General features: G+C 64.0%; 13 protein-coding genes. 11 read left to right on the top strand and 2 right to left on the bottom strand.

The window, feature by feature from the left end; all coding sequences use genetic code 11:
- Positions 1-95: 95 nt before the first annotated feature.
- A complete protein-coding gene (gene aspS / locus I6L45_RS13275) occupies positions 96-1,862 on the bottom strand; it encodes an aspartate--tRNA ligase (RefSeq protein WP_216982291.1) in 1,767 nt (588 codons plus the stop codon).
- A gap of 429 nt (positions 1,863-2,291) precedes the next feature.
- On the opposite strand from aspS, the gene I6L45_RS13270 reads away from it, so the two are divergent.
- The 8 genes from I6L45_RS13270 (at position 2,292) to I6L45_RS13235 (ending at position 10,321) form a co-directional block, all read left to right on the top strand.
- A complete protein-coding gene (locus tag I6L45_RS13270) occupies positions 2,292-3,140 on the top strand; it encodes a DUF72 domain-containing protein (protein WP_216982290.1) in 849 nt (282 codons plus the stop codon).
- 334 nt (positions 3,141-3,474) lie between these two features.
- Entirely contained in the window at positions 3,475-4,218 is a 744-nt protein-coding gene (gene cmoA / locus I6L45_RS13265) for a carboxy-S-adenosyl-L-methionine synthase CmoA (RefSeq protein ID WP_216982289.1), read from the top strand.
- Positions 4,215-5,192 (top strand): tRNA 5-methoxyuridine(34)/uridine 5-oxyacetic acid(34) synthase CmoB, encoded by a 978-nt coding sequence (gene cmoB / locus I6L45_RS13260; protein ID WP_216982288.1) that lies wholly within the window; start codon positions 4,215-4,217, stop codon positions 5,190-5,192. Before cmoA ends, cmoB begins: the two co-directional genes overlap by 4 nt.
- A gap of 82 nt (positions 5,193-5,274) precedes the next feature.
- Positions 5,275-6,033, top strand: coding sequence for an ATP-dependent zinc protease (locus I6L45_RS13255; RefSeq protein WP_209279878.1), 759 nt, complete (start codon positions 5,275-5,277; stop codon positions 6,031-6,033).
- 3 nt (positions 6,034-6,036) lie between these two features.
- Positions 6,037-7,575, top strand: a complete 1,539-nt coding sequence (locus I6L45_RS13250) for an inactive transglutaminase family protein (RefSeq protein ID WP_134695527.1) — start codon at positions 6,037-6,039, stop codon at positions 7,573-7,575.
- Between the two features lie 3 nt (positions 7,576-7,578).
- Positions 7,579-8,544 carry an alpha-L-glutamate ligase-like protein gene (locus tag I6L45_RS13245; RefSeq protein WP_134695528.1) on the top strand — a complete coding sequence of 322 codons (966 nt, stop codon included), beginning with the start codon at positions 7,579-7,581 and terminating at the stop codon, positions 8,542-8,544.
- 302 nt (positions 8,545-8,846) lie between these two features.
- The gene (locus I6L45_RS13240; protein ID WP_134695529.1) at positions 8,847-9,761 is read left to right on the top strand and encodes a hydrogen peroxide-inducible genes activator; all 915 of its coding nucleotides are present in this window, start codon (positions 8,847-8,849) and stop codon (positions 9,759-9,761) included.
- Between the two features lie 110 nt (positions 9,762-9,871).
- Complete coding sequence (locus tag I6L45_RS13235) at positions 9,872-10,321, top strand: C40 family peptidase (protein WP_043761862.1); 450 nt, start codon at positions 9,872-9,874, stop codon at positions 10,319-10,321.
- Between the two features lie 51 nt (positions 10,322-10,372).
- Here I6L45_RS13235 and I6L45_RS13230 read toward each other — a convergent pair whose 3' ends face one another.
- On the bottom strand, positions 10,373-10,666 hold the full coding sequence (locus tag I6L45_RS13230; protein ID WP_043761953.1) for a hypothetical protein: 294 nt from the start codon (positions 10,664-10,666) through the stop codon (positions 10,373-10,375).
- A gap of 200 nt (positions 10,667-10,866) precedes the next feature.
- Between I6L45_RS13230 and I6L45_RS13225 the strand changes: the two genes are divergently transcribed.
- Genes I6L45_RS13225 through I6L45_RS13215 form a run of 3 tightly spaced genes read left to right on the top strand, consistent with a single transcriptional unit; the run spans position 10,867 to position 13,392 of the window.
- Positions 10,867-12,291, top strand: coding sequence for a coniferyl aldehyde dehydrogenase (locus I6L45_RS13225; protein WP_216982287.1), 1,425 nt, complete (start codon positions 10,867-10,869; stop codon positions 12,289-12,291).
- 8 nt (positions 12,292-12,299) lie between these two features.
- A complete protein-coding gene (locus I6L45_RS13220; protein WP_043761865.1) occupies positions 12,300-12,890 on the top strand; it encodes a TetR/AcrR family transcriptional regulator in 591 nt (196 codons plus the stop codon).
- Complete coding sequence (locus tag I6L45_RS13215; protein WP_216982286.1) at positions 12,880-13,392, top strand: SCP2 sterol-binding domain-containing protein; 513 nt, start codon at positions 12,880-12,882, stop codon at positions 13,390-13,392. The genes I6L45_RS13220 and I6L45_RS13215 overlap by 11 nt, the downstream gene beginning before the upstream one ends.
- The last annotated feature ends 5 nt before the right edge of the window (positions 13,393-13,397 follow it).

Raw genomic sequence — 13,397 nt, 5'->3', positions numbered from 1 at the left:
CCGTTATAGTTTGAAATTTCAGTAACACAGGTTGCGGCTGCGCGAGGGGAAACGGGAAAGGCCGCATTGCTGCGGCCTTCGGTGCCTGTGAAGGCTTATTCGTCACCCTTGACGGTGGTCGCAATCGCCAGCTCGCCCAGTTGGGCCGGGTTGGCAAAACTCGGGGCATCTGTCATCAGACAGGCGGCCGCAGTGGTTTTCGGGAAGGCGATGACATCCCGGATGTTGTCGGTACCGGTCAGCAGCATGCTGAGGCGGTCCAGACCGAACGCCAGGCCGGCGTGGGGCGGGGTGCCGTATTTGAGGGCATCCAGCAGGAAGCCGAACTTCAGGCGCTGCTCGTCCGGGGTGATCCCCAGGATATCGAACACGGTGGACTGCATCTCGCTGTTGTGGATACGGACAGAACCGCCGCCCACTTCGTAGCCGTTGATCACCATGTCGTAGGCGTTGGCGTAGGCACCCAGAGGGTTGGCCTTGAGCTCGCCCGGGCCGAGGTTGCTCGGCGCGGTGAAGGGGTGGTGCATGGCTGCCAGACCGCCTTCGCCATCTTCCTCGAACATGGGGAAGTCGATGACCCACAGGGGCTTCCAGACGTTCTCCAGCAGGCCCAGATCACGGCCCACCTTCAGACGCAGGGCGCCCATGGCGTCGCACACGACCTTCTTGGAGTCGGCGCCGAAGAAGATGATGTCACCGTCGGCCGCACCGGTGCGGGCCAGGATCTCGCGCACGATGGCGTCGGAGAGGAACTTGGCCACCGGGGACTGCACGCCCTCGATGCCGTTGGCCGCTTCGTTGACCTTCATCCAGGCCAGGCCCTTGGCACCGTAGATGCCGACAAACTTGGTGTACTCGTCGATCTGCTTGCGAGAGAGCTCGGCGCCGCCCGGCACTTTCAGAGCCGCCACGCGGCCTTTCGGATCGTTGGCGGGGCCCGCGAACACGGCGAACTCGACGGAGGTCAGCAGATCAGCCACATCCACCAGTTCCATCGGCAGGCGCAGGTCCGGCTTGTCGGAGCCGAAACGACGCATGGCTTCGTCGAAGGTCATGATGGGGAAGTCGCCCAGATCCACGTTCAGGATGTGCAGCCACAGCTTGCGGATCATCTCTTCCATGATTTCACGCACCTGGGGCGCGGTCATGAAGGAGGTCTCCACGTCGATCTGGGTGAATTCCGGCTGGCGGTCGGCACGCAGGTCTTCGTCGCGGAAGCACTTGACGATCTGGTAGTAGCGGTCGAAGCCGGACATCATCAGCAGCTGCTTGAACAGCTGGGGGGACTGCGGCAGGGCGTAGAACTTGCCCTTGTGCACACGGCTCGGCACCAGGTAGTCACGGGCCCCTTCCGGGGTCGCCTTGGTCAGCATCGGGGTCTCGATATCGAGGAAACCGTGCTCGTCCATGAAGCGACGCACGAAGGCACTGGCCTTGGCGCGGGTCTTCAGGTACTTGGCCATCTCGGGACGGCGCAGATCCAGGTAGCGGTACTTGAGGCTCACCTCTTCGCTGTTGACCTGGTTGAAGTCCAGCGGCAGCGGCTCGGCACGGTTGATGATGGTGAGCTCGTGGGCGAACACCTCGATGGCGCCGGTGGCCATGTCGCTGTTGCGCTGTGATTCCGGACGGGTGCGCACCACACCGGTCACCTGGATGCAGAACTCGCCGCGCAGCTCGGAGGCCAGGGCAAAGGCGTCCGGCTTGTCCGGATCGAAGAACACCTGCACGATGCCTTCACGATCGCGCATGTCGATAAAGATGAGGCCGCCGAGATCACGACGACGATGGACCCAACCGCACAATGTAATGGTCTGCCCGGCATGGGCCTCATTGACCTGTCCGCAATAGATAGAGCGCATGGACTTCTTCCTTCGAAATGGTAGAGAGACGGTTCATCCTGGGTCGCCGGGCACGACTGGCAAGCACCGTCTGTCTCACAGCTGGCCAGATCCTGCTTCTTGCCCGGTTTGAAATCTGTCTCGGGTCGTCCGGCTCCCCGAGCCGGACTCTTGCCGCCAATGCCGGCGCGTCCCCGCGATCCCGGCGGGATGACGAATGGGGGCGAAGGCGTTGGCAAGCGTCGTTGTCTGGCAACTGCCGGGCCGCGATCATCGCCACTCGGGGTGGACGGCCGCGCGCGTCACAACAATTTGGCAAACAAAAGGGTTGGCATTATAGAGGAAAACCTCCATTTGGGTAAAATGGCCCGCAGCCTCCTTTGCCCTGTTTTTTGTTGTTCTCGCGCAAAAATGAGGAGAAAAACCCTCACCACGCAGACAGGAACCGTCATGAGCCTCTATTTGGGCCTGCCCCAGTGGTCACATCCGGCCTGGCCCGGTCAACTTCTGGGCATGAATGCCAAACCCGCCGAACATCTCGCCCACTACGCCCGGGTGTTCAACACCGTGGAGGGCAACACCACCTTCTACGCCTCGCCGACCCCGGAGACGGTGCAGCGCTGGGCCGATGCGGTCCCCGACCACTTTCGCTTCAGCTTCAAGTTTCCGCAAACCATCAGCCACCAGAGCGATCTGGTGAGCGCGGACAAACAGGTCAGCGACTTTATCCGCCTGCTGGCCCCCCTGCACGACAAGCTGGGGCTGCTCAAGCTGCAACTGCCCGCCCGCTTCGGCCCCGACGGGCTGCCACGCCTGCAGGCCTTCTTCGAGCGCCTGCCGGGGGAGTTTCGCTACGCTCTCGAGGTGCGCCACCCCGACTTCTTCGCCAAGGGGGAGGCCGAGCGCGCCCTCAACCGGATGCTGATGGAGAAGGGGGTGAACCGCATCATGCTCGACAGCCGGCCGCTCTTCTCGGTGCCCGCCACCTCGGCCGCCCTGGTGGATGCCCAGGGCAAGAAGCCGAGGCTGCCGGTGCACCTGCTGGCCACCGCCAGCGCCCCCGTGGTGCGCCTGATCGGCCTGCCGGATCCCGCCGCCAACCACCCCTTCCTGCCGGGCTGGCTCCCCCGCTGGCAGCAGTGGCTGGCAGAGGGGAAGGATCTCTACCTCTTCATCCACACCGCCGACAACGTCCAGGCCCCCGAACTGGCCCGCCAGGTGACCCGTCTGCTGGGGCAAGAGATGGCCCCCTGGCCGGGGGAAAACGATCGCGCGCGCCAGGGCGTGCTGCCCTTTTGAGCACCAGCTTCCCCACCCCTGCTTTCATGCTAAAAAAAGCCGTTTTTTTGTGGCCCCACGGGGCTTGGCGTCAAGACAAACGCCCGCCTTTCCTCTACACTAGCGCCCCAAGAAAGGTCCCGGGCCTGCGGGCATGGCAATCCGTTGCTCACGAGCGCCCGGCACCGACAGAGGGCCCGGACCATGGCCCGTTGCGAGCAGGGCAAGCCCGAAGGATCCCGGAGCAAGCCACCCCGTTCGTCAACCGGTGACGACGCCATTTCGATGCCCGTCTACCCAAGATTCAATTGAACAAAGCAGCCGTGCACCACCCCGGCTGCCAGGTTGCGCCAGCATGCACGATCAGATTTTTGCCGCCCCCATCGCGCGTTTGGGAGACTTCTGCTTTGACGAGCAGGTCGTCGACGTCTTCCCCGACATGATCCAGCGGTCGGTACCCGGTTACAGCAACATCATCTCCGCCATCGGCATGATGGCAGCCCGCTACGCCCAACCCGAGAGCCGTCTCTATGACCTCGGCTGTTCGCTCGGCGCCGCGACCCAGGCGATGCGTCGCCACGTCACCCAGCCCGGCTGCCGCATCACCGCAGTGGATCTCTCCCACCCCATGATCGAGCGAGCCCGCGCCCACCTCTCCGGCTTCAAGTCCGAGGTGCCGGTGGAGCTGATGGAGGCGGACATCTGCGACATCACCATCGAGAACGCCTCCGTGGTGGTGCTCAACTTCACCCTGCAGTTCGTCGCCCCCGAGAAGCGGGCCGCCCTCATCCAGCGCATCTTCGATGGCCTGCGCCCGGGCGGCATCCTCATCCTGAGCGAGAAGTTCCGCTTCGAGGACGAGCAGGTCAACGAGCTGCTCATCGACCTGCACCTCGACTTCAAACGGGCCAACGGCTACAGCGAGCTGGAGATCAGCCAGAAGCGCACGGCGCTGGAGAACGTGATGCGCACCGACACCCTGCCGGTACACCAGGCCCGGCTACGGGACGCCGGCTTCGCCCATCAGGATCTCTGGTTCCAGTGCTTCAACTTCGGCTCCATGATCGCCATCAAAGCCAGCGAGCCTGCCAAGCCATGATCGACTTTGCCAACTTCTATCAACTGATCGCCAAGAACCGGTTGAGCCACTGGCTGCACACCCTGCCGGCCCAGCTGCACGCCTGGCAGCACGACAACCAGCACGGGGATCTGCCGCGCTGGAGCCGGGCCCTCAACAAGCTGCCGAGCGTCGTCCCCAGCCAGGTCGAGCTGAAGAGCCGGGTCGAGATAGGCGGCCCAGAGAGCCTTGGCGAGGGGGAGCGCAAGAAGACCGAGAGCCTGCTGCGCCAGCTCATGCCCTGGCGCAAGGGCCCCTTCCACGTCCACGGCATCCACATCGACACCGAGTGGCGTTCCGACTGGAAGTGGGATCGGGTGCTGCCCCATATCAGCCCCCTCGAGGGGCGCTATGTGCTGGACGTGGGCTGCGGCAGCGGCTATCACCTCTGGCGCATGGTGGGAGAAGGGGCCAGGCTGGCGGTCGGCATCGATCCCAGCCCGCTGTTTCTCTGCCAGTTCGAGGCCATCCGCCACTTCATGGGTGGCGACCAGCGTGCACACCTGCTGCCCCTCGGCATTCAGGAGTTGCCGGAGCTGCGCGCGTTTGACACCGTCTTCTCCATGGGTGTGCTCTATCACCGCAAGTCCCCCATCGAGCACATCGAGCAGCTGCGCAACCAGCTCAAAGACGATGGCGAACTGGTGCTGGAGACGCTGGTGGTCGACGGCGGCCCGAACGAGGTGCTGGTCCCCACCGATCGCTATGGCAAGATGCGCAACGTCTGGTTTATTCCCTCAAGCCAGGCGCTCAAGCTGTGGGTAGAACGCTGCGGGTTCACCGAGGTGCGCATCGTCGACGAGAATATGACCAGCACGGACGAACAGCGTCGTACCGACTGGATGATCAACGAATCCCTGAGTGACTATCTGGACCCAAACAATCCCGCACTCACGGTCGAAGGACACCCGGCACCCAAGCGTGCCGTACTGATCGCCAGAAAGGCCAAAGACTAGCCGATGGCGGCTGTGGAAGTTACACTGACCCAATTCCAGGAAGCACAGTTAAATGAATGACATGAAAAGCAAATTAAAAGGAATGACCCTGCTCTCCCTGCTCAGTCTCGGCGGGTGTGTCAGTATGGAAAAAGCCCCCCAGGTCCCGACCCTGACGCTGGCCGAGCTGCGCAACGAGATTGCCCTGAGCGAGCAACGCCTGCAAACATCCATGGAACAGCAACAGAAGCAGTACGTGCAGCAACAGCACCTGCTGGTTCAGCTCAACACCGATGTCACCAACATGAAAGAGTCCGTGAACAAAGTCGACAGCAAGCTGGCTCATATGCCGCCAGAACCGCCCAAGGCCATGCCCATTCCGACCGAGAAGTGCCCGGCTCCGAACCAGGGCCACACGGTCGACGGCAAGCTGCTGGTGGGCGAAGCGGAGTGGATCTGGGTTGATGCCGCCAACGACGCCTTCCAGGCCCGGGTCGATACCGGTGCCACCACCTCCTCCATCAGCGCCCAGGAGATCACCATCTTCGAACGCAACGGCAAGAACTGGGTGCGCTTCTTCCTGAGCCACCAGGAGATGGACGACAAGATCCAGATCGAGGCGCCCCTGGTACGCCACGTGCGCGTGCGTCAGGCCTCTGCCGACGATCTCGACCGTCGTCCCGTGGTGCGCCTCACCGTGCGCATCGGTGACATGACCGAGAAGGCCGAATTTACCCTGAAGGACCGCAGCGACATGACCTTCCCCGTGCTGCTGGGCCGTGAGTTCCTCAAAGACATCGCCGTGGTCGACGTGGCCCGCGAATATATCCAACCAAAACCCAAGCTCAAGGATGTGAAATAATCCATGGTTTCCCGTAAGCCGTTCTATCTGCTGGTCGCCCTGCTCTACATCGTCGGCCTGGGAATGACGTTTTATCACCATATCGCCCTGGACGTGCCCCTCACGCCCGGTGAGAAACGCCAAATCTGGTCCATCGAGGCCAAGCTCGAGTTCGAGGCGACCGGCGAACCCGTCATCGCCTCCCTGGCCATTCCGGGCACCCAGCCCGGCTTTACCCTGATGAACGAGAATGCCGCAAGCCCGGGCTATGGCCTCTCCTTCGTGGAGAAAGACGGGGACGCCCGTGCCGAGTGGTCGATCCGCGCCGCCTCCGGCCGTCAGGAGCTCTACTACCGCGTCGACATGATGGCGGATGCCCACGCCAAGCCGGCGGCCAACCCGCAGCCGCCCGCCATCGAGAAGCAGATCGAGAGCGAGCCTTACGCCACCGCCATGAAGCAGATCCTGGAGCGCGCCCAGGAGCGTTCCGCCGACGGCTACACCCTGACCCGCGAGATCATCAAGGAGATCGAGAAGCAGGAGCAGAACGCCGAGCTGCTGAAATCCCACAAGAGCCGCGCCAACCTGATCGCCGAGCTGCTGAACAACGCCGACGTCCCGGCGCGGGTGGTGCACGCCCTGAGCCTGGAGGACGGTCGTCGTCGCCAGGAGCTGGTGGACTACCTGCAGGTGTTCAACAGCCCGACCGACTACAAGCTGTTCAACCCGCAGAGCGGTGAACAGGGCCAGCCGGCCAACCTGCTGCTGTGGGAGTACAACTCCGGCGCCCTGCTGGACGTCACCGGCGGTCACAACTCTCGCGTCACCTTCTCCATGATCGAGCAGGAGCAACCGGTGAACGTGGCCCTGGCCCAGAAGTTCGAGAAGTCCGAGATGATGAACTTCTCCATCCACAGCCTGCCCCTGGAAGAGCAAGCCCTGTTCAAGGGGCTGCTGCTGATCCCCATCGGCGTGCTGATGGTGGTCTTCCTGCGGGTGCTGGTGGGGATCAAGACTTCCGGTACCTTCATGCCGGTGCTGATCGCGGTCGCCTTCATCCAGACCTCCCTGGTCACCGGTCTCATCGGCTTCCTGCTCATCGTGGGCACCGGCCTCATCATCCGGTCTTACCTGTCGCGGCTCAACCTGCTGCTGGTCGCGCGAATATCGGCGATCATCATCATGGTGATCTCGATGATCGGCATCTTCTCCGCCTTTGCCTTCAAGCTGGGGCTGACCGACGGCATGAAGATCACCTTCTTCCCGATGATCATCCTCTCCTGGACCATCGAGCGGATGTCCATCCTGTGGGAAGAAGAGGGTCCCAAAGAGGTGTTCCGCCAGGGTGGCGGCTCCCTGCTGGTGGCGGTCATCGCCTACCTCGCCATGGACAACGAGCTCATTCGTCACCTCACCTTCAACTTCCTCGGCCTGCAGCTGGTGCTGATGGCGACCGTGCTGTTGATGGGTAACTACACCGGCTACAAGCTGAGCGAGCTCAAGCGCTTCAAGCCGCTGGTGGACGAGATGAAGTCTGGTGCCACCCCGGGTAAGGACAAGTAACAGATGTGGTTCTGGCAGAAATACACCAGCCCGTGGAGCCTGTCCCAGTCAGGCATCCTCGGCATGAACAAGCGCAACCACTCCTACATCAGCCGCTACAACCCGCGCCGTCTCTACCCGCTGGTGGATGACAAGCTCAAGACCAAGCGCATCGCGCTGGATGCGGGGGTGACGGTGCCGGAGCTCATCGGCACCATCCGCGAGCAGCACGACGTGACCCGCATCACCGAGCTGGTCAAGGAGTGGCCGGGCTTCTGCATCAAGCCGGCCCGCGGCTCCGGCGGCAAGGGGATCCTGGTGATCCTGCGCCAGGAAGACGGCCTCTTCTACAAGCCCAACGGCAGCGCCTGCAATGGCCAGGATCTGGAGCGCCATGTCTCCAACATCCTGGCGGGGCTCTATTCCCTCGGCGGCAAGCCGGACGTGGCGCTGGTGGAAGGGCTCATCAACTTCGACGACGTGTTCGACGGTTACTCCTTCGAAGGGGTGCCCGATGCCCGGGTCATCATCTTCAAGGGGTTCCCGGTGATGGCCATGATGCGCCTCTCCACCTCTGCCTCGGACGGCAAGGCGAACCTGCACCAGGGCGCCGTGGGGGTGGGTCTGTGCCTGCGTACCGGCCGCGCCCTGCGGGCGGTGCAGTTTGGCGCCCCCTTGCGCCATCACCCGGACACCGGCCTGGATCTCTACGATCTCAAGGTACCCCACTGGGACACCCTGCTGACCCTGGCGGCCTCCTGCTACGAGATGTCGGGCCTCGGCTACATCGGCACCGACATGGTGCTGGACAAGTTCCGCGGCCCCATGCTGCTGGAGCTCAACGCCCGCCCGGGCCTCGCCATCCAGATCGCCAACGGTCGCGGCCTGGTGCCCAACCTCAAGACCATCGAGAAGCTGGGCCAGGTCAAGATGAGCGTGGAGCAGCGGGTCAACTTCGCCAAGGATCACTTCGGCATCTTCGAGGAGTGAGCGGCCCCGCCCGTCACCAGAAACGCGCCAACCGGCGCGTTTTTTTATGGCCGGCCCGCACCGGGAGCATGGCCCCGCCAGGAAGGCCGATCCCCGTCACATCCCCTGGCGGCGCCCCTTCAACGGCGCGCTACAAGGGGATAAGCTCCAGACGAATGAGGGGTCGCCAGCCCATCGGCGCAGGCCACCCCATGTGCATGAGGCAGTGCGCCTGCCAGGGGGCACCGATTTGTCGGCGACAACGGGGTCTCTCGATGGTAGATTAATCAAATCAAATAGATAGCATCGATCGGGTTTCTCCTATGCAACGTTGGCCCAGCCTGAAACAGCTCCAGTATCTGGTCGCTCTGGACGAGCACAAGAATTTCAACCGCGCCGCCAAGGCCTGCCATGTCAGCCAGTCCACCCTGAGTACCGGGATCCAGACCCTGGAAGACATGATGAACCTGCAGCTGGTAGAGCGGGATCACAAGAGTTTCATCATGACGCCGGTCGGCATGGAAATCGTCGCGCGGGCGCGCAACCTGCTCTCCGATGCCCGGGATCTGATGGAGATGGGTCAGCAGCAAGGGGGGGTCATGCACGGCACCGTCCGCCTCGGCTGCATCCCCACCATAGCCCCCTTCCTGCTCAGCAAGCTGCTGCAGGTGTGCGGCAAGGCCTATCCCGAGCTGGAGTTGCTGCTGCGGGAAGACACCACCACCAATTTGCTCAAGCAGCTGGAGCAGGGGCAGCTCGATCTGCTGATCCTCGCCCTGCCGGTGGAGATCGGCGGCTTCCACAGCAAGACCGTCGGCCAGGATCCCTTCCACATGGTGATGCCCTCCCACATGGCGGCAGGGCTGCACATGCCGTTCGACTACAAGGAGCTGCCCAACCAGAGCATCTTCCTGCTGGAGCGGGAGCACTGCCTGACCGAGCACGCGGTGAGCGCCTGCCGGCTGAGGGACAAGAGCAAGATCAACCCCTTCGCCGCCACCAGCCTGCACACCCTGGTGCAGATGGTGGGCGCCGGCCTTGGCACCACCTTCCTGCCCCAGATGGCCATAGATGCCGGCATCCTCGACAACTCGGATCTGGTGGCCATTCCCCTGCCCGGGGAGAAGCCCTATCGGGAGATTGGCCTGGTGTGGCGCCCCAGCACCACCCGGGTGCAGACCTTCTACAAGATTGCCGAGCTGCTCGCGCCGCTCATCAACCCCAAGGGGGACGACTAAGACCCGCTTGCCGTGCGCAGTTGTGCGTGCGGCAAGCCGTTATGCTCTCATTCAGGTACCAGGCAGGATCATCGTCTATGATGAATCCCGAGCCCTATCAAGGAGTTGAGATGTTCCGCACCTTGCTGCTGCCCCTTCTGGCCCTGCTTGTCACCGCCTGCTCCAGCACACCGGAGCCGCCACCCCCCGTGCGCCAGAGCAGCGCCTTCGACAGCTTCTATCAACAGTGGCGCGGCGTCCCCTATCGCATCGGCGGCACCAGCCGTGCCGGCCTCGACTGCTCCGCCTTCACCCAGCTCGCCTACAGCCAGGTGCTGGGGTTCAGCCTCCCCCGCACCACGGAATCCCAGGCCAGCCTCGGCCGCCCGGTGGACAGATACCGGTTGCAACACGGGGATCTGGTCTTCTTCAAGACCGGCTGGCAGCAGTACCACGTCGGGGTCTACACCGGAGCCGGGGAATTCATCCACGCCTCCACCAGCAAGGGGGTGATCCGCTCGCGCCTCGACAACGTCTACTGGAACAGTCGCTACTGGCAGGCCCGCAGGCTCATCCAGTAGAAAAACCCTGAAAAACAAAAAGGCTCCAGGGGCCTTTTTGTCATCCGCACCTCAGTGCTTGCGGTGCCAGCGGGGGGAGGTGGCGCGCTCCCCCCAGGGGGTCGTGCAGGGCAGCAGGGCTCCCTCGATCACCCCGTCATGGCTCGCCAGCGCCAGGGCTATCTTCTCGTGGAGCAGGCGAAGCAGGTTCTTCTCCTGATCAGCCAGGGAGTGCCCCGCGGCGAAATACTCCCGCTGATGCTGCAACGCCAGTTTCTGGGCAAATTCATAGGTGGTGAAGCTGTCCGGCATCCGTGCGATGACGTCGTCCAGCCTGGCCAGCAGACTGTGCAATTCCCTGGTCATGTCCAGTTCTCCCTCTGAGTTGAAGCTCAAAATTACCCCTTATTGGATAGACAACCAATCTGCATGCCCCAGAAGTGAGAGCCCGAGCACAGTTCCAGGCAAAGCCTCCCCCCTGTTCCACCACCCTGTTTACACGGGGCTGACGAGCCGCTAGATTTGGACCGACTAATCAGTCGGTTGTTTTCTGTGCGGAGATCATCATGAATACCACCCTCACCCCATCGGACAAGTTCTCCCTGCCCGATCAGCTGATCCGCCTCAGGCAGGCTTGCCTGTCACACCCCATGCCGAGCCTGGCGGAGCGCCGTACCAGGCTCACCCAACTCAAGGGCGCCCTGCTGGCCCACAAGCAGGCCCTGTGCGACGCCCTGGCCCTGGACTACGGCCAGCGCAGCGGCTATGACAGCCTGATTGCCGACATCCTTCCCTGCGTCATGCAGATCAACTACAGCCTGAAGCGGCTCAAGGGCTGGATGAGACCGGAGCGCCGCCACCCAGGTCTGCTGCTGGCCCCCGCCAGAGTCGAAGTGCACTACCAGCCCCTCGGCGTGGTCGGCATCATGGTCCCCTGGAACTTCCCGGTGATGCTGAGCCTCGGCCCCCTCATTGGTGCCATCGGCGCCGGCAACCGCGCCATGATCAAGCTCTCCGAGTTCACGCCCCGCACCAATGCCGTGCTGCGTACCCTGCTGGGGGAGGTCTTTGCTGACGACGAAGTGATGGTCATCGAGGGGGATGCCGAGCTTGCGGCCGCCTTCAGCGCCCTCCCCTTCGATCACCTGGTGTTCACCGGTTCCACCGCCGTGGGCCGGCGGGTAATGGCTGCCGCCGCCCCCCACCTCACCCCCCTCACCCTGGAACTCGGTGGCAAGAGCCCCTGCCTCATCGCCCCCGACATGCCCATGGCGCTGGCGGTGGAGCGGATGATCTTCGGCAAGAGCCTCAACGCCGGCCAGATCTGCGTGGCCCCCGACTATGTGCTGCTGCCGCGCGGCCAGGAGCAGGCCTTTGTCGAGGCCTACCGCAGCCACTTCACGCGCCTCTATCCCAAGGGGCTGGCGAGCCCGGACTACGGCTCCGTCGTCAATGCGCAGCAGTATGCCCGGCTCACGGCCTGGCTGGATGAAGCCAGGCAGGCAGGGGCCCAGGTACACCCCTGCACTTCGCCTGCCCGGGATGACGGCGCCCACCGCCTGGCGCCCCACCTCCTGACCGAGGTGCCCGACCATTGCCAGGTGATGCAACAGGAGATCTTCGGCCCCCTGCTGCCGATCGTGCCTTATGACTCGCTGGACGAGGCGATCGCCTATGTGGCGGCGCGGCCCCGCCCGCTGGCACTCTATCTGATGAGCCTGGATGAGACCCTGCAGCGCCGTCTCATCCGGGAGACCCATGCCGGCGGCATGGCCATCAACGAGAGCCTGTTCCAGGCCGCGGCGGACGACGCGCCCTTCGGCGGCATCGGCCCCTCCGGCATGGGTCACTACCACGGCCGCGAAGGCTTTCTCACCTTCTCCAAGGCGAAAACCGTGCTGCGCCGCGGGCGTTTCAGCCCAGGGGGGCTTATCCACCCGCCTTATCGACGCTGGTATCAGCGGCTGATGATGGCCCTGTTCCTGCGCTAGGAGGCAAGATGCGAGAGACCATGACCGACAAACGCCGCCAGATCCTGGATGCCGCCCTGGCCCTGTGCGCCGAAGACGGCCTGCAGGGCGCCGCCACCGCCCGCATCGCCAAGGCGGCCGGGGTGGCCAACGGCACCCTGTTTCACCACTTTCCCAGCAAGGAGGTGCTGATCCAGCAGCTCTATCAGGAGATCAAGGGGCGCCTGGGCGCCGCCATCAGCGAGGCGGATCCGACCCTCTCTCTCGAGGAGCAGACCCGCCACTACTGGCAGCAGGCAATGGCCTGGATGCAGGCCCATCCCCACGAGCTCAAGTTCGTGCTGGGCTTCTTCCACTCCCCCCTGCTGGCCCGCTCCCTGCGCAGCCAGATCCTGGGGGAGACCCTGCCCTTTCTGCCGCACCTGCTGGCCCAAGGCCAGGCCAGTGGCGAGCTGATGCAGGGGCCGCCCCTGCTGATGCTGGAGGTGTGCCAGAGCCAGTTTCTGACCTGCGCCTCCCTGTTCGTCGACCAGCCGGAGCTTGGCGAGGATCCCCACTGGCGGGAGAGCGCCTTCTCACTCTTCTGGTCCGCCATCGCGGGAGGGCGCCATGCACGCTGACTCCCTGCTCGCCACCGGCAGACGCCTCTGGATCGGGAGCCTGCTCTGGGTCATCGGCCGCACCCTGTGCCGCGCCGCCCGGGTCGACGAGGCGGTGCGCCGCGAGCTCGCCCCCTTGCCAGACGGCCTCAGCATCCAGCTGGCGGTGAACGGTCTGGCGGGCGGGCTGACCATTCACAAGGCGGGGGGGCGCTGGCGCACGGGCGCGGCACCGCAGCCGGATGAGGCCGCCCCCCACCCGCTGCGGGTGCACTTCAAGCACCCCGCCATCGCGTTTCGCACCTTGAGCTTTCGCCTCGGCATCAACCAGGCGTTTTGCGAAAACCGCCTGCAGGTGGAGGGGGATCTCAGCGCGGCCATGCACCTGGTGCGGGCGCTGGAGCAGTTGCAGAGCCTGATCCTGCCCGCCGTCATCGCGCGGCCGTTGCTGCGCCACTATCCGAGTCCGCGCCACAAGCTGGCACGGGCCTGCCACATCTACCTGGGTCTGCTGACCGGTTGAACACC

The sequence above is a fragment of the Aeromonas sp. FDAARGOS 1415 genome (assembly GCF_019048365.1).
Classification (GTDB): domain Bacteria; phylum Pseudomonadota; class Gammaproteobacteria; order Enterobacterales; family Aeromonadaceae; genus Aeromonas; species Aeromonas taiwanensis.
The sequence above is the reverse complement of the archived record's forward strand: the minus strand, read 5'-3'. Positions and strand labels throughout refer to the sequence as shown.